General features: G+C 68.2%; 20 protein-coding genes. 5 read left to right on the top strand and 15 right to left on the bottom strand.

Translation table 11 applies throughout. The features are described 5' to 3' along the window. From ACK3BB_RS08095 to ACK3BB_RS08070, 6 genes are all read right to left on the bottom strand, one after another. Complete coding sequence (locus ACK3BB_RS08095) at positions 1-1065, bottom strand: Hint domain-containing protein (protein ID WP_428928212.1); 1065 nt, start codon at positions 1063-1065, stop codon at positions 1-3. A 97-nt stretch (positions 1066-1162) separates the two neighbouring features. Further along, positions 1163-2377, bottom strand: a complete 1215-nt coding sequence (locus tag ACK3BB_RS08090) for a lipid A-modifier LpxR family protein (protein ID WP_428928211.1) — start codon at positions 2375-2377, stop codon at positions 1163-1165. 175 nt (positions 2378-2552) lie between these two features. Beyond that, positions 2553-3848 (bottom strand): hypothetical protein, encoded by a 1296-nt coding sequence (locus ACK3BB_RS08085; RefSeq protein ID WP_428928210.1) that lies wholly within the window; start codon positions 3846-3848, stop codon positions 2553-2555. Then, the gene (locus ACK3BB_RS08080; protein ID WP_428928209.1) at positions 3841-4635 is read right to left on the bottom strand and encodes an ABC transporter ATP-binding protein; all 795 of its coding nucleotides are present in this window, start codon (positions 4633-4635) and stop codon (positions 3841-3843) included. The genes ACK3BB_RS08085 and ACK3BB_RS08080 overlap by 8 nt, the downstream gene beginning before the upstream one ends. Beyond that, entirely contained in the window at positions 4628-5632 is a 1005-nt protein-coding gene (locus ACK3BB_RS08075) for a FecCD family ABC transporter permease (protein ID WP_428928208.1), read from the bottom strand. The genes ACK3BB_RS08080 and ACK3BB_RS08075 overlap by 8 nt, the downstream gene beginning before the upstream one ends. A 131-nt stretch (positions 5633-5763) precedes the next feature. Further along, positions 5764-6846 (bottom strand): ABC transporter substrate-binding protein, encoded by a 1083-nt coding sequence (locus ACK3BB_RS08070; RefSeq protein ID WP_428928207.1) that lies wholly within the window; start codon positions 6844-6846, stop codon positions 5764-5766. Positions 6847-7147: 301 nt separating this feature from the next. Between ACK3BB_RS08070 and ACK3BB_RS08065 the strand changes: the two genes are divergently transcribed. Further along, positions 7148-7933 carry an MBL fold metallo-hydrolase gene (locus tag ACK3BB_RS08065; RefSeq protein ID WP_428928206.1) on the top strand — a complete coding sequence of 262 codons (786 nt, stop codon included), beginning with the start codon at positions 7148-7150 and terminating at the stop codon, positions 7931-7933. Positions 7934-8337: 404 nt separating this feature from the next. Here ACK3BB_RS08065 and ptsP read toward each other — a convergent pair whose 3' ends face one another. The 6 genes from ptsP to ACK3BB_RS08035 all read right to left on the bottom strand — a co-directional run bounded on the left by ptsP (position 8338) and on the right by ACK3BB_RS08035 (position 14967). After that, positions 8338-10581 carry a phosphoenolpyruvate--protein phosphotransferase gene (ptsP, locus tag ACK3BB_RS08060; RefSeq protein WP_428928205.1) on the bottom strand — a complete coding sequence of 748 codons (2244 nt, stop codon included), beginning with the start codon at positions 10579-10581 and terminating at the stop codon, positions 8338-8340. Positions 10582-10800: 219 nt separating this feature from the next. Then, the gene (locus tag ACK3BB_RS08055) at positions 10801-12039 is read right to left on the bottom strand and encodes an aspartate kinase (RefSeq protein ID WP_428928204.1); all 1239 of its coding nucleotides are present in this window, start codon (positions 12037-12039) and stop codon (positions 10801-10803) included. Between the two features lie 220 nt (positions 12040-12259). Next, positions 12260-12811: a DUF1178 family protein gene (locus ACK3BB_RS08050; protein WP_428928203.1), complete on the bottom strand. Its 552-nt coding sequence runs from the start codon at positions 12809-12811 to the stop codon at positions 12260-12262. Positions 12812-12930: 119 nt separating this feature from the next. Continuing rightward, on the bottom strand, positions 12931-13380 hold the full coding sequence (locus ACK3BB_RS08045; RefSeq protein ID WP_428928202.1) for an NUDIX hydrolase: 450 nt from the start codon (positions 13378-13380) through the stop codon (positions 12931-12933). 235 nt (positions 13381-13615) lie between these two features. After that, entirely contained in the window at positions 13616-14368 is a 753-nt protein-coding gene (locus ACK3BB_RS08040) for an EcsC family protein (protein ID WP_428928201.1), read from the bottom strand. A 104-nt stretch (positions 14369-14472) separates the two neighbouring features. Continuing rightward, positions 14473-14967: a GNAT family N-acetyltransferase gene (locus ACK3BB_RS08035; RefSeq protein ID WP_428928200.1), complete on the bottom strand. Its 495-nt coding sequence runs from the start codon at positions 14965-14967 to the stop codon at positions 14473-14475. 86 nt (positions 14968-15053) lie between these two features. Between ACK3BB_RS08035 and ACK3BB_RS08030 the strand changes: the two genes are divergently transcribed. Continuing rightward, entirely contained in the window at positions 15054-15659 is a 606-nt protein-coding gene (locus ACK3BB_RS08030) for a flavin reductase family protein (protein ID WP_428928199.1), read from the top strand. A gap of 222 nt (positions 15660-15881) precedes the next feature. Here ACK3BB_RS08030 and ACK3BB_RS08025 read toward each other — a convergent pair whose 3' ends face one another. Further along, the gene (locus tag ACK3BB_RS08025; RefSeq protein ID WP_428928198.1) at positions 15882-17510 is read right to left on the bottom strand and encodes a SulP family inorganic anion transporter; all 1629 of its coding nucleotides are present in this window, start codon (positions 17508-17510) and stop codon (positions 15882-15884) included. A gap of 204 nt (positions 17511-17714) precedes the next feature. Here ACK3BB_RS08025 and ACK3BB_RS08020 point away from each other — a divergent pair, with 204 nt between their 5' ends. Then, complete coding sequence (locus ACK3BB_RS08020) at positions 17715-18590, top strand: S-methyl-5'-thioadenosine phosphorylase (RefSeq protein ID WP_428928197.1); 876 nt, start codon at positions 17715-17717, stop codon at positions 18588-18590. Then, positions 18587-19213, top strand: a complete 627-nt coding sequence (locus ACK3BB_RS08015) for a LysE family translocator (protein ID WP_428928196.1) — start codon at positions 18587-18589, stop codon at positions 19211-19213. The genes ACK3BB_RS08020 and ACK3BB_RS08015 overlap by 4 nt, the downstream gene beginning before the upstream one ends. Before the next feature lie 40 nt (positions 19214-19253). On the opposite strand, the gene ACK3BB_RS08010 is transcribed toward ACK3BB_RS08015, so the two are convergent. Then, on the bottom strand, positions 19254-19421 hold the full coding sequence (locus ACK3BB_RS08010; RefSeq protein WP_428928195.1) for a hypothetical protein: 168 nt from the start codon (positions 19419-19421) through the stop codon (positions 19254-19256). A gap of 291 nt (positions 19422-19712) precedes the next feature. On the opposite strand from ACK3BB_RS08010, the gene ACK3BB_RS08005 reads away from it, so the two are divergent. Further along, positions 19713-20252 carry an adenine phosphoribosyltransferase gene (locus ACK3BB_RS08005; protein ID WP_428928194.1) on the top strand — a complete coding sequence of 180 codons (540 nt, stop codon included), beginning with the start codon at positions 19713-19715 and terminating at the stop codon, positions 20250-20252. 455 nt (positions 20253-20707) lie between these two features. On the opposite strand, the gene ACK3BB_RS08000 is transcribed toward ACK3BB_RS08005, so the two are convergent. Next, a complete protein-coding gene (locus ACK3BB_RS08000) occupies positions 20708-22117 on the bottom strand; it encodes an FAD-binding oxidoreductase (protein WP_428928193.1) in 1410 nt (469 codons plus the stop codon). Positions 22118-22241: the final 124 nt, after the last annotated feature.

The raw sequence follows: 22241 nt of genomic DNA, 5'->3' as shown, positions 1-22241 counted from the left end.
TCAGGCCGCATCATGCATCAATATGGCCACTTCGGACGGGCTGAGCGCCCGCCGGGCATACCCGCCGTAGCGCACCGGGTCTTTCTCGAGCCGCGGATCCAGCCGCAGGAGCCGCGCCCGATCACCCGCCGAGAGCGCATCCAACCGGGCGCTGGCGGGGTGAAAGCTCTCTGATTCGATGCCATTGGCCCAGAGGATCTGGTGGTCGGCCAGCAGCAGGTGCACATAGGTCACCTCGCGAGCCTCCAGGTCGATGCCGACCGTCCGGCCGTCGACCAGCTCGCGCGCGGGCACCAGGACCTCGGCGGCATTGAACAGTGCCCGGGCCGCATGGGAGCGGATCAGCAGGCGGTGATCGGGCGACACGCGCAGGGGGGCGTCGGGCCGGTCGATGCCCAGGGCTCCCGGGTCGATGCGGATGGGCCGCAGTTCGGGCATGGCGAACATGCGCGCGCCGCTGATCCGGCGCGATCCGATCCAAAGGATCTCCTGCGGGCCGTTGTCGCGGGTCAGCACCCGGTCGCCTTCGCGCAGCCGTTCGACCGGCACCGGCCCGTCGGGCGCATCGATGCGCGTGCCATGGGTGAAACAGATGACGCCTGCCGCCGCATCCCGGCGCAGGCGGGACCGGCCGGCATCGGCATTGCGATGCACGACCCACAGATCGGTGCCCCGGGGCGGCATCTGGTCAAGGAACATCAGCAGCGGCGGCGCCCCGGCGCCCACCTCGATCAGGGTGACCGAAAAGCTGCGGCTGCCGTCCGACACGACAAACCCGGCCTCGAACAGCGGCGTGTCGACGTCGATGGCGGCAATGTCGCGACGGTCGGACCGGGCGGCACCGACCAGCTGGCGCACCGTTCTTGCCGCCGATCGCCGGTTCGCCGCCGCGTCGCCTGTCCTGTCCATCCGCAGCCCGTCCGCAGGCCCGTCCACGCGCACGGGATCCCCGTGCCAGGCCCATCCCGCGCCGACATCCAATGCGTCGAGCGGGGCGGACCGCAGGCCGTCCACTTCCGTCTGCGACCATGAAATGACAAACGTGCCCTGAAAGCCCGTGCCCATAGCCGTATGTCTGCCTCGGTTCTGTTCTTTTGCCCGAACCTAGCGGAAGAGGCTGAACCTGTTAAGCAAGTATTGGCTGCACCGCCACATTTCGGCCTCAGAAACGCAACCGCAGTTGCAGCGAGCCCAGCACCTGGGGGTCCGGCTGGTCGGTGAATTCGGGGCCGAGCCATGTCATGCCATAAAAGACGGCCATGTCGCCCTGGCGGTAATTCACCCCGGCGCGCAACCGGTCGCGGCGGGTTTCCAGGATGGCACCGGGCGACGTGCCGGGCAGGTAGACGCTGTCGGCCACCCGCGCGGAATCGGCGCCCAGAACCAGGGAAAGACCCGATCCCCCGCCCGGCCCCACCGCGTAGCGATGGCCGGTCACGCTGTCGCGCACCGGCAGCCCGTCGTCCCAGCCGCCCCAGGGCACGCCGATCAGCAGGTCGGCGCCCAGCCGGGCCAGGGATTCATCGCCCAACCTGGCTTCGGCGAAGGGCCGAAGAGTGACATTGTCGCCCAGCACGATCCGCCGGCCATATTCGAATACGGCCGTGGGCCGCAGGCGGTTGCCGATCTGGTTCGCACGGATCTCGGGCGCCACCTGCGGCCCGCCCAGCACGTCATGCAGGGCGCTTTGCACGTCGTCCATTTCCGTGCGCGGGCCGATCATGACCAGGTCCCCGCCGATGGCCAGGTCATTGGCCCCGAGAAAGCTGTGCCGATGCAGGCCCAGCGACACGACCCCGGCATAGGGCCGGTCATCGGGGTCAAGCCGGGTCAGGTTGTCGGGCTGGATGACCTGGGCCTGAAAGCGCAGCTCCCACATCGGGTCGGCGGCGGGCCGGGTCAGCGCGTCTTCCATGCGGAAGGCATGCGACAGGTTGAACGACCCGCTGCGCCAGCGATCGGCGCGGTCGCCCAGCGCGTCATTGGTCAACAGCCAGCCGGTTCCGCCCACGTCGCCCGGGGTGCCCCCGGACTTGGCCCGCGTGTCACGGGCGGGCCGGGTCAGCACGCCAAAGCCGTAATCGCCGGCAAGGGCCGCCGGTGCGGAGCCCGGACCGGCGGCCGGGAACGCCCAGCCGAAGTCCAACGCGGACGGCGCCGACATCAGGAAATCATCGGCCATCCCCGACGCGATCCGCCCGGCCGGCGCATCGCCGGCATCCTCGGCCAGCTCGGCGCCCAGCGCAGGAGGGCCAACCAGCATCATGGCCAGCACGACGCCAAGCACCATCATCCGCGCCACGACCATCGCCGCATCACCGGCCAGACCCGCCACATGGCGGATCATCCCGAAAGGCACCCCAGCAAGGCACCGCATCTTCGCTATCCTCCGGCCCCTTTGTCGGGGGCATGTCATCCCTCGCGCCGGGCCGCCCCGCCCGAACGCCGCGACTCGCCATAAAAGCGCAAGCCTCAGGCAAGCATCTCGCAAAACGTTAAAGAAATCATACACAAACGACGGTCACCGACAAATTTCCCCCGATCCGGGCCGCTCACCCCAGCACACGGCCTTCCATCAGCCGCTGCAATGCCCCGGCCACCGCCGGCACCAGCCCTTCGCGCCGGGGGCCGTGATCGGGATAGCGGGTCATGTTGTCACCGTTGTGCATGAAGACAAAGCCACCCCGATGCGTCGGCGCGGGATAGCGCCAGAGCCAGTCGGCGGGTTTTGGGTCATGTTCGGCGCCCACGTCGGTCAGCCAATGCGCCCCCGGCGGCGGATCGGTCCAACCCCGGGCGTATTGGCCAAAGATCCCCTGCCAGCCGTCGAAATCGGCGCCCAGCCCGTCGAAAATGCCGAACCGGTCATCGCGCAACCGCACCTTGATATTGGTGAACGGCCGCGCGGGCACCGCCCGGAAGGCCGACAGGAAAGGCAGCCAGCACCGGCAGGGCTCGGCACACAGGATCATCGACCCGCCCCCGGCCAGGTAGGCCAGCAACAGATCCTGCCGGCTTTCCAGGAAGAATTCGTCATGGCTGAACGGCAGGTAGAGGATATCGGTCTGCTCCAGCATCGCCGCGTCGAGGTCATAGAGCGGGCGGAAGGCCGGGCGGAACCCCGCGGCGGCCAGGTCGCGGTCGAGCCGCTCGGGGTACCATTCGCCGGGGACATGGGAACATTGCAGATAGGTGAACCGGTTGCGCGGCGGCCGGTCCAGGCCCAGCTCGCGGTTGAGCCAGGGATAGAAGGCCTGCAGGAAGGCCGTGGTCGCCGGCATGAACCGCTGGCCGTTGTGCGAATGGGGGTCCAGCGTGGCCAGCAGCAACCGGCCGGTGCCCTGCGGCTCGGGCCGGTCCAGCATCAGGTGGCCGGACCCGTCATCAAGCGCCAGGATCGACCGTGCGCCCTCGGGCAGGGCATAGCTGCCGCCCCAATGCCAGCTCATGGCGCTGAGCGGCACCGAAGCGGTCATCGGGTGGGGCGGCTGGGCCAGGTGGATTTCCAGCCGCTCGCCCTTGGTCCACCACAGCCAGTCGCGGCAATTGCCCGGCGTCCAGTGCAGCCCGGGCACGTCCAGCCAATCGGCATGGCCCTGCAGAAAGACCACCAGCATGCCGCCGTCGCGCCGATAGGCGTTCAGCTGGGCGGCGTGCGACCGGGGCGCGGCGGCATCCATCGCGTCGGGCATGATCACGCAGCGATAGGCCGAAAGATCCACCCGGGGCAGGTCGTGGATATAGATCAGGTCGTCGATCCAATGGGCGAAATCCTGGAAGCTGCGCAGCTGCCAGCTGTTGCCCCAATGGATATAGGCAATGCCCCGGGGGCGGGTCAGATCAGGCATCGGCCGCCTCCCCTTCGCCTCGTGCCGGATACGCCCCGAAGAGCGGCGCAAAGGTGTGCCGGTCGCTGCCGTCAAACCCGGCCCGGCCGATGGGCAGACCGTAAAGCGCGGTCAGGTTGGCGGCTGTCAGCACCTCGGCCACCGGGCCGAACCTATGGTGCGTGGCATCCTGCAGCAGCAGCACGTGGCTGGCCACCTCGACGGCATGCTGGGGCATGTGGGTCGAGAAGACGATGGTCAGCCCATGTTCGGCGCGCAGCCGGGCCAGCAGGGCCAGCACCTTGTCCTGGTTGCGGTAATCCAGCGCGGCACAGGGTTCGTCCAGGATCAGCAGGTCGCATTCCGAGGCCAGCGCCTGGGCGATGATGACCAGCTGGCGCTGACCGCCGCTGAGGGCGTTGAACGGCCGGTCGGCCAGCCCGGCAATGCCCAGCATGTCCATGAAATGGCGCACGATGTCGAAATCGCGCCGGCCCGGCGCACCGAACAGGCCCAGGTGGCGGGCCCGGCCCATCAGCGCGATGTCGAAGGCCGAATAGGAAAACGGCGCTTCGAACAATTGCGGCACCAGGGCGGTCCGCCCGGCCACGGCCAGCCGGCCTCCGGCCGGGGCCAGCCGGCCTCCGGCCGGGGCCAGCGTGCCGTTCAGCGCGCTCAGCAAGGTGGTCTTGCCCACGCCATTGGCGCCCAGCAGGGCCATGCACTGGCCCGGCGCCAGCGCAAAGCCCAGCCCGTCGAGCACCTTGCGCGACCCGCGTTGCAGGCTCAGCCCGCTGACCTCAATCATCGCTCCAGCCTCCGTTTGCATGGATGCGCCGCAGGATCACGGCAAAGACCGGCACGCCAATCAGGGCGGTGATGATGCCCAGCGGGATTTCGGCCGTTGTCGCCGTGCGCGCGACATTGTCGACCAGCAGCAGGTAGATCGCCCCGATCACCCCTGCGACGGGCAGCAGCCGGCGGTGATCGGCCCCGACCAGCGCCCGGCCGACATGGGGAATGACCAGCCCGACCCAGCCGATGATCCCCGAGGTGGCCACCACCCCGGCCGAGATCAGCGCCGTGGCCAGCAGCACGATCCATTGCACCAGCCCGACCCGGCTGCCCAGGGCCCGGGCCCGTTCCTCGCCCAGGCTCAGGATGTTGATCTGGAAGCGCAGCAGGTAGATCACCAGCGCCGCCGGCCCCACGGCCAGGCCGATGGTCAGCAGGTCGGCGTAATCGGTCGAGGCAATCGAGCCCATCAGCCAATAGGTGATGGCCGGCAGTTTCTGGAACGGATCGGCCAGCAGCTTGGCAATGGATATGGCGGCCGAGAAAAAGGCCGAGACGATGACCCCGGCCAGCACCAGCGTCAGCATGCTGGTCCGCCCGCGCACGGTGGCCAGGAACTTGACCAGCAGGATCGACCCCACGCCGAACCCAAAGGCCACGGCCACCAGGCCGGACCCGGCAATGCCCAGCAGGATGGCCAGCGTGCCGCCAAAGCCTGCGCCCGAGGTCACGCCGATGATGCCCGGATCGACAAGCGGGTTGCGGAACAGCCCCTGAAGGGCCGCGCCCGACACGGCCAGGCCAAAGCCCAGGATGACAGCCGCCAGGATGCGCGGCAGGCGCACCTGCTCGACGACCACCTCCTGGACCGGCGCCCAGCCCGGATCGGCCACCGGAACCAGGTTGTCGCCCAGGATCGCCGCAACCTGGCCGACGGTCAGGTCATAGCGCCCGATGGTCACCGACCAGAGCACGGCCAGCACCAGCACGAGGATCAGCCCGGGCAGCACAAGCGCCTGCCGCCCGCCCGGTCTCCCCGTCCCTGGCGAGGCCCCCGGGGCGGCCGGGCCATCAGCCCCCGGTGCCGGACCGGCCAGACCGGGCGCAGCTGGCGCGCCCGGTCCCGTTCTTGTCCCGCCGGTCATTCCCCGGCCGGACCGAACAGCGCGTCATAGCCCGCGGCCCCGGCATTGGCCTCGGTCTCAAGCGCCGCATCGACCTGGGCGTCCGACATGTCGACCCCGTAGATCACCCCGTAGGCCCCGGTCACCGCCTCGCGGAAGGCCGGCGCGAAATCCGCGCCATGGGCCAGCGCCGCCAGCCAGGCCGAGGTCAGGTAGATCTCGGGCGCATCCGGCGTGCGGGCAAAGACCGGCTGCTTGTAGACCTTGCCCGCGGCCACGGCCTTGAGGCTGCCCAGCACCGGGTCATCCAGGAAATCCTGCGGGGTCAGCTCGGTCGCATAGGCCGGGATGACGATCATGTCGGGATCCCAGACCAGCAGCTGTTCCAGGTCGATCGTGCGCCACCATTCGTTGCTGTCGTCGGCCGCCGGGTTGGTCACCCCGCTCAGCGACAGGTCCTGCGACCCGTTGGCGATCACCCGGATCTGGTCGCCCAGCTGGTCGACATGCAGAACCGACGGCCAGGCCCCGGCATCGACATCGGCCAGCTTGTCGCGCAGCCCGTCCAGTGCCTCGGCCTGCAGGCCCAGGATCTGCTGGGCCCGGTCGTTGCGCCCGGTCATGTAGCCGGTCAGGGTCACGTAATCCAGCCGGTGCTGTTCGGTGCAGCAATCCCAGCCCACGACGGTCAGCCCGACCCGTTCGAGCGGCTCGATGATCTCGGGGTCATAGATCCACTGGATCACCGCGTCGGGCTGCTGTTCCAGGATGGCCTCGACATTGGGCACGAAACCGTCCTGGGCCGCACTGGCCGGGATATCGGCCATCTCGGGCAACAGTTCGGCCAGCAGGCCCGAGGTGAAATAGCGCGTCAGGGAATCGCGGTTCATCCCGGCCACGTGGTCCGCCGTGCCATCGACCGCCCGGTAGAGGATCGGCGCCGAGCGCACGATGGTCACCACCCGCTCGGGCGGGCTGTCAAAGGTGATGGTCTTGCCCCGGTGATCGACAAAGGACGCCTGGGCCAGGGCCCCGCCCGCCAGCAGGGCCAGGGTGGCGCAGGCGGTCAGGCCCGATCGGATCGGCATGGAAAGCCGCATGGTGTGTCTCCTTCTGGACAGCAATCCAACCTGGCTCTCGACTGGCTCGGTTCTGGGGCTGCTTATTCTGATTCTTTTGCTTGGTTAATAGCTTTCCACCCCCGGCCTGTCGGACCGGACCCGCAGATTACCACCCTTGGCGCCCTTCCCCCTGCCCCCGACGTTCTCCCCGGGGCCGCAGGGCTGGGCAGATCACCCCGCCCGCCCCGGCTTTTGCCCGCCCGCCGGCGCCCGGCGCTTGACCGGCGCCCACACCATGCGCCCTGCTGGACCTGACCACCCCTGACCGGAAAGACCGCCCATGACCCTGCCCGTTGCCGACACCTGGTTCACCGCCAGCCGCATCGCCGAAGGCGTGACGCTGATCCTCGAACCGCATGTCCATGTGCTGGAGCAGGCCAACATGTTCCTCGTCGAAGGCGCCGAGCGCGACATGATCCTGGACACCGGCATGGGCATCGCGCCCCTCGCGCCCTTCCTCGACACCCTGCGCCCCGATCCGGCCAAGGACATCATCTGTGTGTCGTCGCATACCCATATCGACCACATCGGCGGGGTGCATGAATTTGCCACCCGCCTGGTCCACCCGCTGGAAGCCGAGGAGATGGCCGCGCCCTCGGGGCTGAACTCGCTGTTTCGCCGCGACATGCCCGACCGGCTGCTGCAGACCTTCCTCGATGCCGGCTATCCGCCCATCGGCGAGCTGCTGATCGATGCCCTGCCCCATGCCGGCTACGACCCCGAAAGCTATGTCCTGCGCGGGGCGCCGGCGACGGGGCTCTTGGACGAAGGTGATGTCGTCGACCTGGGCGACCGGCGGTTCCACGTGCTGCACCTGCCCGGCCATTCACCGGGGGGCATCGGCCTGTGGGAGCCGGCCAGCGGCACGCTCTTCGGCGGGGATGCGATCTATGACGGGCCGCTGATCTACGAAGGCCCGGGCATGAGCATCCCGGCCTATCGCCAGACCTTTGCCAAGCTGCGCCAGCTCGACGTGCGCATCGTGCACGGCGGCCATGATCCCAGCTTCGGGCCCGAGCGCATGGCCGAGATCATCGAGGAGTACGAAGAGCGCTGGGACGGCTGACAGCCCGGGCCAGCCACCCTGAACAGCGTCCTGTCCCGCCTTGTCCCCCGGTTGTCACGGGCTTGTCCACAGGATGTCCACCCCGCGCCCGGTCCGGGCCCGCAACCGCCCTGCGCCCGGTCCGCCAAGGCCCGCAAGGGCCTTTGACAGGTTTTCCCCGGGCCGGCGCGGCGCCTGTGGATAAATTTTGGTAAATTTGTGGCGCCGGGCAAGCTGGCTTGGCGCTGCGCGGGAACATCCTGTGGATAACCTTGTGGGGAAAGCCCGGACAGCACGGGGATTGATGCCCCCCCTGCCCCGCGCGACGGCCCGCAAGGGGCGGCAAGCCGCACCGCGTCGCAAACTCCGGCCGCGGCGCCCAAGGCCCCGGCCGGGAACGACAATTGCAGGTCGATGGATGGGTGTCAGTCGAGCTGGCGCAGCCAGTCCATGATCGCCGGGCGCACCGATTGTTCCCCCCGGTGGCGCGCATCCGACACCAGCCGGCGCAGCGCCGGCAGGTCGGCCCGCATCAGCAGGCTCTTGACCGGCCCGATCGACGCCGGGCGCATCGACAGCGACCGGATACCGATCGCCGCGAAACAGACCGCCTCGATCGGCCGCCCGGCATCCTCGCCGCAAAAGCTCAGCGGCGTGTCCGAGATCTGGCACCGTTCGACGATCCGCTCGATCAGGCTCAGGAACGACACGTTCAGCGTGTCATAACGCCGCCGCACCCGCTCGTTCTCGCGGTCGGCCGCAAAGAAGAACTGCTTCAGGTCGTTGCCCCCGATCGAGATGAAATCCACCTCGTCAAAGAACTTCTGCGGCGCAAAGGCCAGCGACGGGGTTTCCAGCATCGCCCCGACCTTCAGCGAGGCCGGCAGCACGTGGCCCAGCCGCTCCTCGCGGGCGATGGCCTTGTCGACCTCGCCACGGGCACAGCGGTATTCCTCGAACTGGGCAATGAAGGGGAACATGATCGTCAGCGGCCGGCCATTGGCCGCCCGGATCAGCGCCTGCAACTGCATGCGCAGCACGCCCGGCTTGTCCAGCCCCACCCGGATCGCCCGCCACCCCAGCGCCGGGTTGGGCTCGTCGGTGGGCTTCATGTAGGGCAGCACCTTGTCCGACCCGATGTCGAGCGTGCGGAAGACCACCGGCTTGCCCTGCGCCGCATCCAGCACCCGGGCATAGGTCTGGGCCAGCTCCTCGCGCTTGGGCATCTTGTTGCGGATCAGGAATTGCAGCTCGGTGCGGAACAGGCCCACGCCTTCGGCCCCCGACCCGGCCAGCGACGGCAGGTCGGCCATCAGACCGGCATTCATGTTCAGCCCGATGCGCTGGCCACAGGCCGTCACCGCCGGCTTGTCGCGGATCGAGGCGTACCGCTCCTGGGCCTTGGCCTGCATGGCGATCTTGTCGCGGAACGACTTGGCCACCGCGTCTTCGGGGCGCAGGTGCACGATGCCCTGGTCACCGTCGACCAGGATGTGATCGCCGTTCAGCGCCTCGGTCGTGATCCGTTCGGCATGGACGACCAGCGGGATCGCCAGCGCCCGGGCGACAACCGCCGCATGGCTGCCGACCGACCCTTCCTCCAGCACGATGCCCTTCAGCCGCCGGCCGTATTCCAGCAATTCCCCCGGCCCGATGTTGCGCGCCACAAGGATCGGATCGACGGGCAGCGACGCCCCGGTCTCGGCCCCCTGGCCGGTCAGGATGCGCAGCAGCCGGTTGGACAGGTCGTCGAGATCGGCCAGCCGTTCGCGCAGATAGGCATCCTGCACCTCGGCCATGCGCGACCGGGCCATGGATTGTTCCTTTTCCACCGCGGCCTCGGCCGACAGGCCATTGGCGATGTCGCCTTCCATCCGGCGCATCCAGCCCCGGGAATTGGCAAACATCCGGTAGGCTTCCAGCACCTGCAGCTGCTCGCTGTCGCCCGACCCGGTGTGGGCCAGCATCTCGTCCACGCTGACCCGCAGCTTGTCCACCGCATCGGTCAGCCGCTCGCGCTCGCGGTCGGGATCCTCGGCGATCGGGTTGGTCACCACCACCCGCGGCTCGTGCAGCCAGACATGGCCTTCGGCCGCGCCTTCCTGGGCCGTGGTCGAACGCAGGGTCACCGGCTGCTGGTGCAGGGCGGCCAGGGCCGCGCCCTCGCCGACAAAGGCGCCCAGCTCGGCCATCTCGGCCAGCACCATGGCCACCACTTCCAGCGCATAGACCTCGTCGGCCGAATAGACCCGCGCATCGCGGCTCTGCACGACCAGAACGCCCATGATCTCGCCCAGCCGCTGGACGGGGATGCCCAGGAAGGACGAATACCGCTCCTCCCCCGTTTCGGGCATGTAGCGAAACCCCTTCTCCGACGGCGCATCGGGCGTGTTGATCACCTTGCCCCGCAGGCCGACGCGCCCGACCAGGCCTTCGCCCAGCCGCATCCGCGTCTTGTGCACGGCCTCGGCCTTCAGCCCTTCGGTCGCGCAAAGTTCGAGGGTTTCGTCGTCGCGGAACAGGTAGATCGAACAGACCTCGGTCCGCATGCTGTCGGCAATGAGCTGCGTGATCCGGTCAAGCCGGGCCTGGCCCGGCTCGTCACTGGCCATCGCAACCCGCAGCCGGCCAAGCAGCTTGCGGCTTTCGCTCTCACTGCGCTCGATCATCGACCGACCGATGCTCCCCTCGATACCCCGGACGTCGGGGTCCGGTTCCACCGCTTAGACCACAGACACCACGGAAGGCAAAAGAGAAAATATGCAATCGCCAGTTGATCCCCCGGCCGGCGCCGCCCTTTTCCGGCCCTGCTCCGCCCCGCCCGGGTCCATGAAAAAGGGCGCCCCGAAGGACGCCCTGCAATGGTCGGCACGCCCGTCGGGCCCTGCTCAGACCGCCTTTTCCAGCTCGAAGGCATCATGCAGCGACTGCACGGCCAGCTCGGTGTACTTGCGGTCGATCAGCACCGAGATCTTGATCTCGGACGTCGTGATCACCTTGATGTTGATGCCCTCGTCCGACAGCGCCTTGAACATTTTCGCGGCAACGCCGGTATGGCTGCGCATGCCGATGCCCACGACCGACACCTTGGCCACCCCGGTATCGGCGATGACCTCACGGTAATTCAGGATCTCGGCCTCCTTGGCCTTGTCCAGCGCCTGTTCCGCCCGCGCGACCTGGTTGGTCGGGCAGGAGAAGGTCATGTCGGTGCGCCCCTCTTCCGAGATGTTCTGGACGATCATGTCCACATTGACCCCGGCCTCGCTGAGCGACGAGAAGATCAGCGCGGCGATGCCCGGCCGGTCGGCGACCGAGATCAGCGTCAGCTTGGCCTCGTCGCGGGAATGGGCCACACCGGCCACAACGTTGGATTCCATGATGTCCTCCTCGGCACAGACCAGGGTGCCGGCATTGTCCGATTGTTCCTCGAAGCTCGACAGCACCCGCAGGCGCACGCCAAAGCGCATGGCCAGTTCCACCGACCGGGTCTGCAGCACCTTGGCGCCCAGGCTGGCCAGCTCAAGCATTTCCTCGAAGGCGATGCGATCGAGCTTGCGGGCCTTCTCGCAGATGCGCGGATCGGTCGTATAGACCCCGTCCACGTCGGTGTAGATGTCGCAGCGCACGGCATCGAACGCCGCGGCAAAGGCCACGGCCGTGGTGTCGCTTCCGCCCCGGCCCAGGGTGGTGATCCGGCCCTCGGGGCTGATGCCCTGAAAGCCCGCGACCACGGCCACCTGCATGCCTTCGCCGAACTTGGCGTTGATGTTGTCGGTGGGAATGGATTCGATGCGGGCCGAGGAATGCGCCGACGAGGTCTGCAACGGCACCTGCCAGCCCTGCCAGCTGCGCGCCGGAACGCCCATTTCCTGCAGGGTCAGCGCCATCAGGCCGGCGGTGACGTTTTCGCCCGAGGACACCACGGCATCATATTCCCGCGCGTCGAACAGCGGCGAGGTCTCTTCGACCCAGCCGACCAGCTCGTTGGTGCGCCCGGCCATGGCCGAGACGATGACGATGACGTTGTGGCCCTTGGCGACCTCGACCCCGACCCGTTTCGCGGCGCGGCGGATCCGGTCCAGGTTTGCCACCGAGGTACCGCCGAATTTCATCACCAGAACGGACATTGCGCCTGTTATTCCTTGGGCTGAGAGTGCGAATTCCGCATGCTCATAAGGCAGCTTTCAGCCGGGGGCAAGAAGGCGCCCGCGCGGGGGCGGTGATCCCGGCCATGCGGGGCGGGCCCGCGCAGGCTGCACCACACGCGCGACGTCGCCGGGGTGGGAGCATGGACGGGATCACCGGGCGTGTCTGCAGGGCTTGTCGGCCGGCCCCACCGGCCGGGGATCAGTTGGTCTTGCGCGTGGGCCGGAAAGGCAGCGGGGCGACGGGCACGCCGTCTTCCAGCAGCTTGCGGGCCTCGTCCAGCCGCGCCTCGCCATAGATCGGGCGTTCGGGGCTGTCGCCATTGTGCATCGCCCGGGCTTCGGTCGCGAATTCCATGCCCACGTAATCGGCCTTTTCCTCGACCTGGCGGCGCAGCTCCGACATGGCCTTTTCCAGGTCGCTGCCCGGCGCCCGCAGATCGCCCCGAACCGGCGCCCCGGCCGGCCGTTGGCCCGGCGCGCCGCCCCGATCCCCGCCCCGTACCGTGGTCCCGGGATGGCCCTGGTCATGGCCCGCTCCCCCGGCCCCACGGCCGGTTTCGCCCGGAGGCACAGCCGCGGCCTTGCGCGAAGGCCGCACTCTGGGGGCCATCATGGATTTGGTCACTTCGCTCGATCCACAGATCGCACAGCTGACCATCCCCGCCCCGGCGAGTTTTTCATAGGCATCTGCCGACTGGAACCAGCTGTCGAACGCATGGCCCGCGGCGCATTTCAGCGAATACTGGATCATTCCGATCTCACGAAAGCAGATGGGAATTAAATATTCCTTAACGCGGCAAGATCAAGCCGCCGCCCGCCCGGCCCAATGCGTGTCGCGGCGGCAGATGCGCGCCCGCCACGCCCAGCCGCCTAGGGCAGCGCCGCCGGGTCGAAATCGAGCAGGATCCGCGCCAGCTCCGGTTCAGCCACCCGCTCGGCGGCTTTCTTGGGCGAAAACCACTTGCGCTTGCGCTGGCCGCGCTCGGGATAACTGCGTGCCAGGGTCTTGACTCGCACCGGGTAGACCATCGCCGCGCAGGGCAGATCGGGCCCGTCCTCGACGATCTTGATGTAGGAATAAAGCCCCAGGCAGATGTCGTGGAACCGCCCGCGCACGCCGGCCTCTTCCCAGGCCTCGCGCTCGGCCGAGGCCGCGGGGGTCATGCCGGCCACCGGCCAGCCCTTGGGCACGATCCATCGCCCCGTCCCGCGCGAGGTGATCAACAACACTTCCGGCCTGTCTGCCTTGACCCGGTAGCACAACGCGGCAAATTGCGTGCGCATGTCCGTCTTGCGTTCCGGCCGCACCAATAGCGGCATCTGTTTTACCAACATTTAAAAACCGGGCCCCCTTGCCCGCCCCCTGTTCTACAGGACCGGCCCGGACAGTTCACGGCTAAATTTTGCGCAGATGCCGAACGGAACAAGGGCCTTTGCATCCCGCGACTTGGGCGACGCGGCCGGCCGGCGGGCCGGGAGATGCCCGCAAAACGAGCCTTGGCACCGCCCTGCCCCACCAAGGGCCATCCAAGTCCGCCGTTCAGGTCCGGCCAGGTCAGGTCAGCCGCATCCGCTCGCGCAGGCGTTCGACCAGGATCTCGCGTGGCATGTCAGCCTCGATCGCCAGCCGGCGCAGGCCGAAATGGACATGGGCAATGTCCTGGTAATAGCGCGCGTAGATGTAATTCGTCGTGGCCCCAGCCACCGCGCCCAGGACCGGCACGATCTGGGTGGCAAGCTTCTGGCCCATGACCAGCGCCAGCCTCGGGGCCACGGCAGAGATCATCTTCTGCACCGCTCCGCCCGTCAGGGTCATGCGCAGGGTATAGAACCCCAGGTCGGCGCCGTCATCATCCTCCAGCGGGCCGGCCGCCGACAACACGCGGATGCAATCGAAGGTCACGCTGTCGGCCGCCGGGTCAAAGCCCTCGGCCCGGGCCGCGCCCTGGATCGCGCGCAGCAGCAGCGTCGTGGTGACCGGCAGTTCCATCAGCGCCGTCGGCGCCCCGCCAAAGCCGCCCGCCGCCCCCAGGGCCGAGGCCACGGCCGTGTTGACCCAGCGCTTCTGGTCGGGCACCGCCGCCCGGCTGCCATTGGCCGCGCGCATCGACAGGCGCAGGGCGGCTTCGGTCGCATCGACCAGGTTGTCGCGGATGCCTGACGGCAGCCGGTCGATCAGGGCATCGGCCTGCGAACCAGCCATGTTCAGCAGGCGCAGGCCCGGGCCACTGGCCGAACGGTACTGGCGGGCCAGGCGATCAAGTTCGGCCTCGGTATCGACCGGGCCGACCTGCAGGATGTCGGTCATGGTGCTGTCCATGGCCCAAAGATCGTCACAAAGGGCCGCCGTTTCAATATCTGTCGCGCAGGAGGCCCGCGATGGGCAAGGCCCGGCCGCCGGGCGCCCGCCGGTCAGGCGTCGCCGGTCCAGCGCGTGACATCTCCTTGCACGCCGGCCCAGCCGTCGGGCTGCAAGGCGATGCCCAGCACCCGGTCGGGGTTGGTCGGCGGAGGCATCACGACACCGCTCAGCCGTTCAAAGCCGAACCGGCCGTAATAGGGCGCGTCACCCACCAGCATCACCCGGGCCCAGCCCCCGGCCCGGGCGGCATCCAACCCGCCCTGGATCAGCATCGCGCCCAGTCCTTCCCCCTGGTGCGTCGGGTGCACGGCCACCGGGCCCAGGAGCAGCGCCGGCGCCCCGCCCACATGGACCGGCCAGAACCGGATCGCCCCGGCCATGGCCCCGGTCTCGTCGCGGGCAATGCGCGACAGCGCGGTCAGGGGGGCCACGTCATCGCGCAGCCGATAGGACGACAGCGCCGTCCGGCCCGGGGCAAAGCAGAGGTCGTAGAGCGCCTCGACCTCCCACCAATCGTGGGGATGTTCATGGGTCAGGGTCAGCAAGGGATCGGCGGCCGGGCTCTGGGCGGAAAGGGTGGCCTTCGCCCTATCATGCGGCTAACCCGGGAGCAAATCATGAGGAGTGACCCATGTTCTATCGCCCCGAAGACGGCCACGGCCTGCCCCACAACCCGTTCAACGCCATCGTCACCCCCCGCCCGATCGGCTGGATCTCGACCCGCGACGGCCAGGGCATCCGCAACCTGGCCCCCTATTCCTTCTTCAACGCCGTGGCCTATGTGCCGCCCCAGGTCATGTTCGCCTCGACCTCGGCCAAGGACGACCAGGACGGCACCAAGGACAGCGTGGCCAATATCCGCGAGACCGGGGTGTTCTGTGTCAACATCGTCGAATTTGCCGCCCGCGACGCGATGAACCGCACGTCGGCCGGGTTCGCTCGGGAGGTGGATGAATTCGAGGCCGCCGGCATTGCCCCCGCCGCCTGCGAAACGATTGCCTGCGACCGGGTGGCCGACGCCCCGGCGGCGCTGGAATGCAAGTTGACCCGCATCGTCGACCTGCCCGGGGCGGCGAACAAGGCCGTCTTCGGCGAGGTCACCGGCATCCACATGCGCGACGATTGCCTGGTCGACGGGGCGTTCGACGTCACCCGGTTCCAGCCCCTGACCCGGCTGGGCTACCGCGATTATGCGCGGATCACCGAGGTCTTCTCGCTGAAACGGCCCGACGACTGATCCGACCCGGGGCATGATGCCCGCCGGCCGGGCCAGGCGGGCCGGTCGTAGGATGGGTGGCCCACGGGTGGGTCACCCATCCTACCGCGGGCTACCAGGGGTCGCCCGGGCCGGATCATCGCGCGGAAACGAAATCACCCGCCGACAGGGCCGGCGGGTGACAGACATTTCACAGGGCCGAGGCGCCTGGGGACAGGACCCCCGGGCCGTGAGCGCGGCCGGTCAGTGACCGCCCAGGATGCCCGTGCGCACCGAGTAATTGACGGCCAGCTCGTAATCGGGGTCGTCATCGCTGTCGACCACCAGGTGGCCGGCCTTCTTCAGCAGCCGGTGGCAATCGCGGCTGAGGTGGCGCAGCTGGATTTCCTTGCCCTCGGCCTCGTACTTGGCCGCCACCGCCTCGATCGCCTGCAGCGCCGATTGGTCGACCACCCGGCTGTCGGCGAAATCGACCACCACGACGGCCGGATCGGCCTTGGGATCAAAGAGCTCGACGAACCCTTCGGACGACCCGAAGAACAGAGGGCCCTGGATCTGGTAGACCTTGGCCCCTTCCGGCGTGCGGTGGCTCTTGGCATGGATGCGCTTGGCATTGTTCCAGGCATAGGCCAGGGCCGACACGATCACCCCGACGACCACCGCCACGGCCAGGTCTTCGAGCACGGTCACCACGGTGACCAGCAGGATGACAAAGGCATCCATCAGCGGCACCCGGCGCATGATGCGGAACGAGTTCCAGGCAAAGGTGCCGATCACGACCATGAACATCACGCCCACCAGCGCGGCCAGCGGGATCTGTTCGATCAGCGGCGAGGCCACGAGGATGAAGAGCAACAGGAAGAGCGCCGCACAGATCCCCGCGATTCGCGTCCGCCCGCCCGATTTCACGTTGATCATCGACTGGCCGATCATGGCACAGCCGCCCATGCCCCCGAAGAAGCCGGTCACGGTGTTGGCCAGGCCCTGGGCGATGCATTCCTGGCTGGCCCCGCCCCGCTTGCCGGTCATTTCCGACACCAGGTTCAGGGTCAGCAGGCTTTCGATCAGGCCGATGGCCGCCAGGATCACCGAATAGGGCAGGATGATCTGCAGGGTTTCCCAGGTCAGCGGCACGGCCGGAATGTGGAACGGCGGCAGCCCGCCCTCGATCGAGGCCATGTCGCCCACGCGCGGCACGTCGATGCCGAAGACAATGACCAGGACGGCCACGATGCCGATGCCCGCCAGCGGCGCGGGAATGGCCTTGGTCACCTTGGGCATGGCCCAGATGATGGCCATGGTCAGGGCCACCAGCGCCAGCATGGTATAAAGCGGCAGGCCCGACAGCCATTCGCCCCCGCCGCCGCCATGGCCGGAAATCTCCACGGATCCCGGGACCTTGAACTGGGTCAGCTGGGCCAGGAAGATGACAATGGCCAGCCCGTTGACAAAGCCCAGCATCACCGGATGCGGCACCAGGCGGATGAACCGGCCCCATTGCATGATGCCCGCGAAGATCTGGATCAGGCCCATCAGCACGACGGTGGCAAAGAGGTATTCGACCCCGTGTTCGGCCACCAGCGCCACCATGACCACGGCCAGCGCGCCGGTCGCCCCCGAGATCATGCCCGGCCGGCCGCCGAAGACGGCGGTGATCAGCCCGACCATGAAGGCCGCATACAGCCCGACCAGCGGATGCACGCCGGCGACAAAGGCAAAGGCCACGGCCTCGGGCACCAGGGCCAGGGCGACGGTCAGGCCCGACAGGACATCGGTGCGGACCTGCGACGGGGTCAGGTCGTCCCCGCCGTTCAGGCGAAGATCGGGAAGGGTCAAACGCGTGGTCAGCGTGCCCAGGGTGGCGCGGGGCATGGCAATTCCTGAAAGAAATGGGAGGGTGAGGTTTGGCGCGGACCCTACACGCTGAGGCTGAGTGACTCCATGCGACCAAATGGGTAGCGGCCATGCGCCCCACGCATAGCTCATCGACCGAACCATTTCCTGTGGTCAGCGCCGTTCCAAGTGTTAGCTTGCGACAGACAAACGGACAATGACTTAGGAATGGCTGAGGCAAAGATGACCACAACCAAGATCGCGGTGATCGGCGGATCGGGGCTTTATGATATCGACGGGTTGCAGGACCAGGAATGGGTCGAGGTCGACACGCCCTGGGGCAGACCTTCGGATGCGATCCTGACGGGCACGCTGGACGGCATGCCGATCTGCTTCCTGCCCCGGCACGGGCGCGGCCATGTGCACGGGCCGTCCTCGGTGCCTTACCGGGCCAATATCGACGCGCTGAAACGGCTGGGCGTGACCGATGTGATCTCGGTCTCGGCCTGCGGATCGTTCCGCGAGGAAATGGCTCCGGGCGATTTCGTGATGGTCGACCAGTTCATCGACCGGACCTTCGCCCGCGAAAAGAGCTTCTTCGGCGAAGGCTGCGTGGCCCATGTCAGCGTGGCCCATCCGACCTGCGACCGGCTGCGGGCGGCCTGCATGTCGGCCGGGCTGGATGCGTCGATCATGATGCATGACGGGGGCACCTACCTGGCCATGGAAGGCCCGCAATTCTCGACCCTGGCGGAATCCAGAATGTACCGCGACAGCTGGGGCTGCGACGTGATTGGCATGACCAACATGCCCGAGGCCAAGCTCGCCCGCGAGGCCGAGCTTTGTTACGCCAGCGTGGCGATGATCACCGATTACGACAGCTGGCATCCCGACCACGGCGAGGTCGACGTGACCCAGATCATCGAAACGCTGAAGGGCAATGCCGACAAGGCCCGGTCGCTGATCCGGGCGCTGCCCGGCATCCTCGGCCTTGAGCGCGCGCCCTGTCCGCATGGCTGTGACCGGGCGCTGGAATACGCGCTGCTGACGGCCCCCGACAAGCGCGACCCGGCGCTGGTGGCCAAGCTGGACGCCGTGGCGGGCCGGGTCCTGGCATGAGCCCCGAGCTGTGGCTGACCTTTGTCGCGGCCTCGACCGCGCTGCTGCTGATCCCCGGGCCGACGGTCCTGCTGGTGCTCAGCTATGCCCTGTCCAAGGGGCGCAGCGTGGCCGTGGCCTGCGCCCTGGGCGTGGCCACGGGCGATTTCATCGCGATGACGGCCTCGGTGCTGGGGCTGGGGGCGCTGGTCATGGCCTCGGCCACGCTGTTCACGGTGCTGAAATGGCTGGGCGCGGCCTACCTGGTGTGGATGGGCATCAAGCTGCTGCGCAGCGCCCCGTCCGAAGGGCTGACCGTGCCCCGGCGCGAGGTGACGGCCCGGGGCGTCTTTGGCCATGCGGCGATGGTCACCGCGCTGAACCCCAAATCGATTGCGTTCTTCGTGGCCTTCGTGCCGCAATTCATCCAGCCCCAGGCGCCACTGGCCCCGCAATTCGGCGTGCTGATCGCCACCTTCGTGGGCCTCGCCGGGCTGAACACCCTGGCCTATGCGCTGCTGGCCGACCGGCTGCGCCTGGCCATTGCCCGGCCGGCGGTGCTGGGCTGGCTGACCCGGGCCGGCGGCGCGGCGCTGGTGGGCATGGGGCTGATGACGGCCGTGCTGCGTCGGCCGGTGTCCTGACACGCTGATTGCCCCCGGCCCCGTCCCCTCCCGGGGCCGGTCAGTCGGCGTTCTGTTTCATGAAATCCCGGATGAAGCCGCGGATCTCGCGGGCGGCGCTGGTGTCGAGCTTCTTGCACAGGTCGACAAAGGCATCCCGCTCATCCTTGTCCAGGCGCAGGACCAGCTGGCTGTTCTTCTTGCCTGCTTTCTCGTTTTTTTTGTTCACGACAGGTCTTGTCCTTACCTTGACATTGCGCATAGGCAATGTATATACACCGCATATGCAACTGATGTTCATCTGAACTAACATAAAGGAAAGGAAACGCAAATGTCTCTTCTGACCGCGTCGCAGATCCTGACGACAGACCGGATGGACTGGAACAAGCCGCATCTGTCGTGGATTTCGGCAAAATTCTACCGGTTCTTCCAGAAGCACTGAGTATCAAAGGCGGCGCTTGCAAAGGCGCCGCCCTTGGGCCACACCTCGGGTCGCGCAGCCGACAGAGGAGGCCGGGACTTGCCCGACCACAAGACCGTCAAGGATTACATCCGGACCATCGTCGATTTCCCGCATGAGGGAATCCTGTTCCGCGACGTCACCACGCTCTTCGCCGATCCCCGGGGCTTTCGCATGGCCATCGACCAGATGCTGCATCCCTATGCCGGGATGCGGATCGACAAGGTTGTCGGCCTCGAAGCCCGCGGCTTCATCCTGGGCGGGGCGATTGCCCACCAGCTGAGCGTGGGTTTCGTCCCGGTGCGCAAGAAGGGCAAGCTGCCCGGGACGACAATCTCCGAAGATTACACGCTGGAATACGGCGAGGCCGTGGTCGAGCTGCATGACGATGCCATCACGGCCGGCGAGAAGATCCTGCTGGTCGACGACCTGCTGGCCACCGGCGGCACCGCCGCGGCCGGAATCCGGCTGGTCGAACGGCTGGGCGGCGAAATCATCGGCTGTGCCTTCGTGGTCGACCTGCCCGAACTCGGCGGCCGTACCAAGCTGGAAGGGCTGGGCATGGACGTGCATTGCCTCTGCGACTTCGAAGGGCTCTGACGCCCCTCGACATGACCCGTCTGACCGGGTTGGCGCCCTTGCCCAAGGCTGCGCATCTGGCCGGCGAACGGCCGGATATTTAAGAAGAGAAAGAAGCAGAAGAGCGCGCATGCTGCTTCTTTCTCTTTAAAAGTATCCATCCGTGACCTTTGGCACGGGCGGTCCATCCCAGAAAAGGGCCCGGCGGCGCCACCCCCGGTTCAGAGGCGGACCGCTTGCATCTGGGCACCAACGCGGGCCACGGTTTCCCATCGTGGCAGGCGGAGAAGACGACCCGGACACTGATGCCCGCTCGCCAAGATGCCAGGAAGGCGCCCCTGGCACGGTAGACGAAGCAGCCAAAATGCCGGCGGCCACCGCTCGTCCCCAAGGGGCGCGCGAAGACACCAGCACTTGAGACGCGCCGTGGCCCGGGGCGATCGGCCGCCTCAGGGCGACCGCCCGCCCTGCCCCGGTCACACGGTCAGGACCGCGCCCGGGTTCATGATGCCGGCCGGATCGAGCGCGTCCTTGATCGCGCGCATCGCGGCCAGTTTCACCGGATCGCCATACTGCTCCAGCACCGCCGCCTTGGCCCGGCCGACGCCGTGTTCCGCGCTGAAGGACCCGTCGTGGCGGGCGACAAGGTCATGCACCAGCGCCGAGACCCGGGCCGCGCCCTGGCGGGCGGCGTCGCGGTCCTGGCCCGGGGCGGGGAACACGTTGTAATGCAGGTTGCCGTCACCGACATGGCCGAAGCAATTGATCCGGCAGGGCCCCAGCGCCTGCAGCGCCGGGCCGGCCTCGGCGATGAAATCCGGCAGAGCCGAGAGCGGCAACGAGATGTCGTGGCTGGCCACCGCGCCGACCAGCCGATTGGCTTCGGGGATGCTTTCGCGCACGGTCCAGAACGCATCGCGCTGCTGGGCGCTCTGGGCGATCAGCCCGTCGGTCACGAGGCCTTCTTCCAGCCCGGTCTCGAAGAGCCGGGCCAGGGCCTCTTCGGGGTCGATCCCGGCGGCCAGGCCCAGTTCGATCAGCACCGACCATTCCGGAGGAGTCTCCCAGGGCTGGCGCACCTGCGGCATGGTCTCGGCCAGGAAATCCAGCCCCTGTCGGTGCATGATCTCGAAGGCCGAGATGGCTTCGCCCAGCTGGGCCCGGGCGATGGACAACAGGCGCAGGGCGGCGGCCGGGTCGGCCACGGCCAGGAAGGCCGTGCCCTGCCCTGCCGGCACCGGCGACAGCTTGAGCGCGGCGGCGGTGATCACGCCCAGCGTGCCTTCGGCGCCGATCAGCAGGTTGCGCAGGTCATAGCCGGTGTTGTCCTTGCGCAGGCGCTTGAGCCCGTGCCAGATCCGGCCGTCGGGCAGCACGGCCTCGAGCCCCAGGCACAGGTCGCGGGCCGCGCCATAGCGCAGCACGTTGACCCCGCCGGCATTGGTCGCCAGCGTGCCGCCGATCCGGGCCGAGCCTTCGGCGGCCAGCGACAGGGGAAACAGCCGGTCGGCCGCGCGCGCGGCCTGCTGGACATCGGCCAGGATGGCGCCGGCCTCGGCGATCAGCACGTTTTCATCGGGATAGACCGCGCGGATGCGGGTCATCCGTTCCAGCGAGAGGATCAGCGGCGCGGGGCCGGACGTGGCGACCTGGCCGCCGACCAGCCCGGTGCCCCCGCCATAGGGCACGACGGGCACGCGCATGCGGGCGGCCGTGGCGACCAGGGCGGCAACCTCGTCCACCGAGTGCGGCAGGGCCAGCAGGCCGGGCACGCCGGGATACTTGCCGCGCGGCTCGTCCATGTAGCGCGGATCGGCCGGGCGCAGCCGGTCCGAGGGAAGCCCGGTCTGGGCGGCGAAGGCGGCGTCGGCGGGATTGAGTGTCATGCCCGAGTTAGAGCCCGGAACGCAGGCGGCGGCAAGGGCCAAGCGACCCTCGGTCAAGCCGCGCGGTGCGGCCATGGGCGGGCCGTGATCGGGCGGGCAATCGGCGGCCGAAGCAAGGTCGCGG

This window comes from Marinibacterium sp. SX1, from assembly GCF_050389775.1.
Taxonomy (GTDB): domain Bacteria; phylum Pseudomonadota; class Alphaproteobacteria; order Rhodobacterales; family Rhodobacteraceae; genus Marinibacterium.
Note: the sequence above shows the minus strand (reverse complement) of the source record. Positions and strands in the feature narration are given on the sequence as shown.

What these genes read in the sequence shown, in the direction of transcription:
- ACK3BB_RS08095 (WP_428928212.1), bottom strand. Translation starts at nt 1,065, where the DNA reads ATGGGCACGGGCTTTCAGGGCACGTTTGTCATTTCATGGTCGCAGACG.
- ACK3BB_RS08090 (WP_428928211.1), bottom strand. Translation starts at nt 2,377, where the DNA reads ATGCGGTGCCTTGCTGGGGTGCCTTTCGGGATGATCCGCCATGTGGCG.
- ACK3BB_RS08085 (WP_428928210.1), bottom strand. Translation starts at nt 3,848, where the DNA reads ATGCCTGATCTGACCCGCCCCCGGGGCATTGCCTATATCCATTGGGGC.
- ACK3BB_RS08080 (WP_428928209.1), bottom strand. Translation starts at nt 4,635, where the DNA reads ATGATTGAGGTCAGCGGGCTGAGCCTGCAACGCGGGTCGCGCAAGGTG.
- ACK3BB_RS08070 (WP_428928207.1), bottom strand. Translation starts at nt 6,846, where the DNA reads ATGCGGCTTTCCATGCCGATCCGATCGGGCCTGACCGCCTGCGCCACC.
- ACK3BB_RS08065 (WP_428928206.1), top strand. Translation starts at nt 7,148, where the DNA reads ATGACCCTGCCCGTTGCCGACACCTGGTTCACCGCCAGCCGCATCGCC.
- ptsP (WP_428928205.1), bottom strand. Translation starts at nt 10,581, where the DNA reads ATGATCGAGCGCAGTGAGAGCGAAAGCCGCAAGCTGCTTGGCCGGCTG.
- ACK3BB_RS08055 (WP_428928204.1), bottom strand. Translation starts at nt 12,039, where the DNA reads ATGTCCGTTCTGGTGATGAAATTCGGCGGTACCTCGGTGGCAAACCTG.
- ACK3BB_RS08050 (WP_428928203.1), bottom strand. Translation starts at nt 12,811, where the DNA reads ATGATCCAGTATTCGCTGAAATGCGCCGCGGGCCATGCGTTCGACAGC.
- ACK3BB_RS08045 (WP_428928202.1), bottom strand. Translation starts at nt 13,380, where the DNA reads ATGCCGCTATTGGTGCGGCCGGAACGCAAGACGGACATGCGCACGCAA.
- ACK3BB_RS08040 (WP_428928201.1), bottom strand. Translation starts at nt 14,368, where the DNA reads ATGACCGACATCCTGCAGGTCGGCCCGGTCGATACCGAGGCCGAACTT.
- ACK3BB_RS08030 (WP_428928199.1), top strand. Translation starts at nt 15,054, where the DNA reads ATGTTCTATCGCCCCGAAGACGGCCACGGCCTGCCCCACAACCCGTTC.
- ACK3BB_RS08025 (WP_428928198.1), bottom strand. Translation starts at nt 17,510, where the DNA reads ATGCCCCGCGCCACCCTGGGCACGCTGACCACGCGTTTGACCCTTCCC.
- ACK3BB_RS08020 (WP_428928197.1), top strand. Translation starts at nt 17,715, where the DNA reads ATGACCACAACCAAGATCGCGGTGATCGGCGGATCGGGGCTTTATGAT.
- ACK3BB_RS08015 (WP_428928196.1), top strand. Translation starts at nt 18,587, where the DNA reads ATGAGCCCCGAGCTGTGGCTGACCTTTGTCGCGGCCTCGACCGCGCTG.
- ACK3BB_RS08000 (WP_428928193.1), bottom strand. Translation starts at nt 22,117, where the DNA reads ATGACACTCAATCCCGCCGACGCCGCCTTCGCCGCCCAGACCGGGCTT.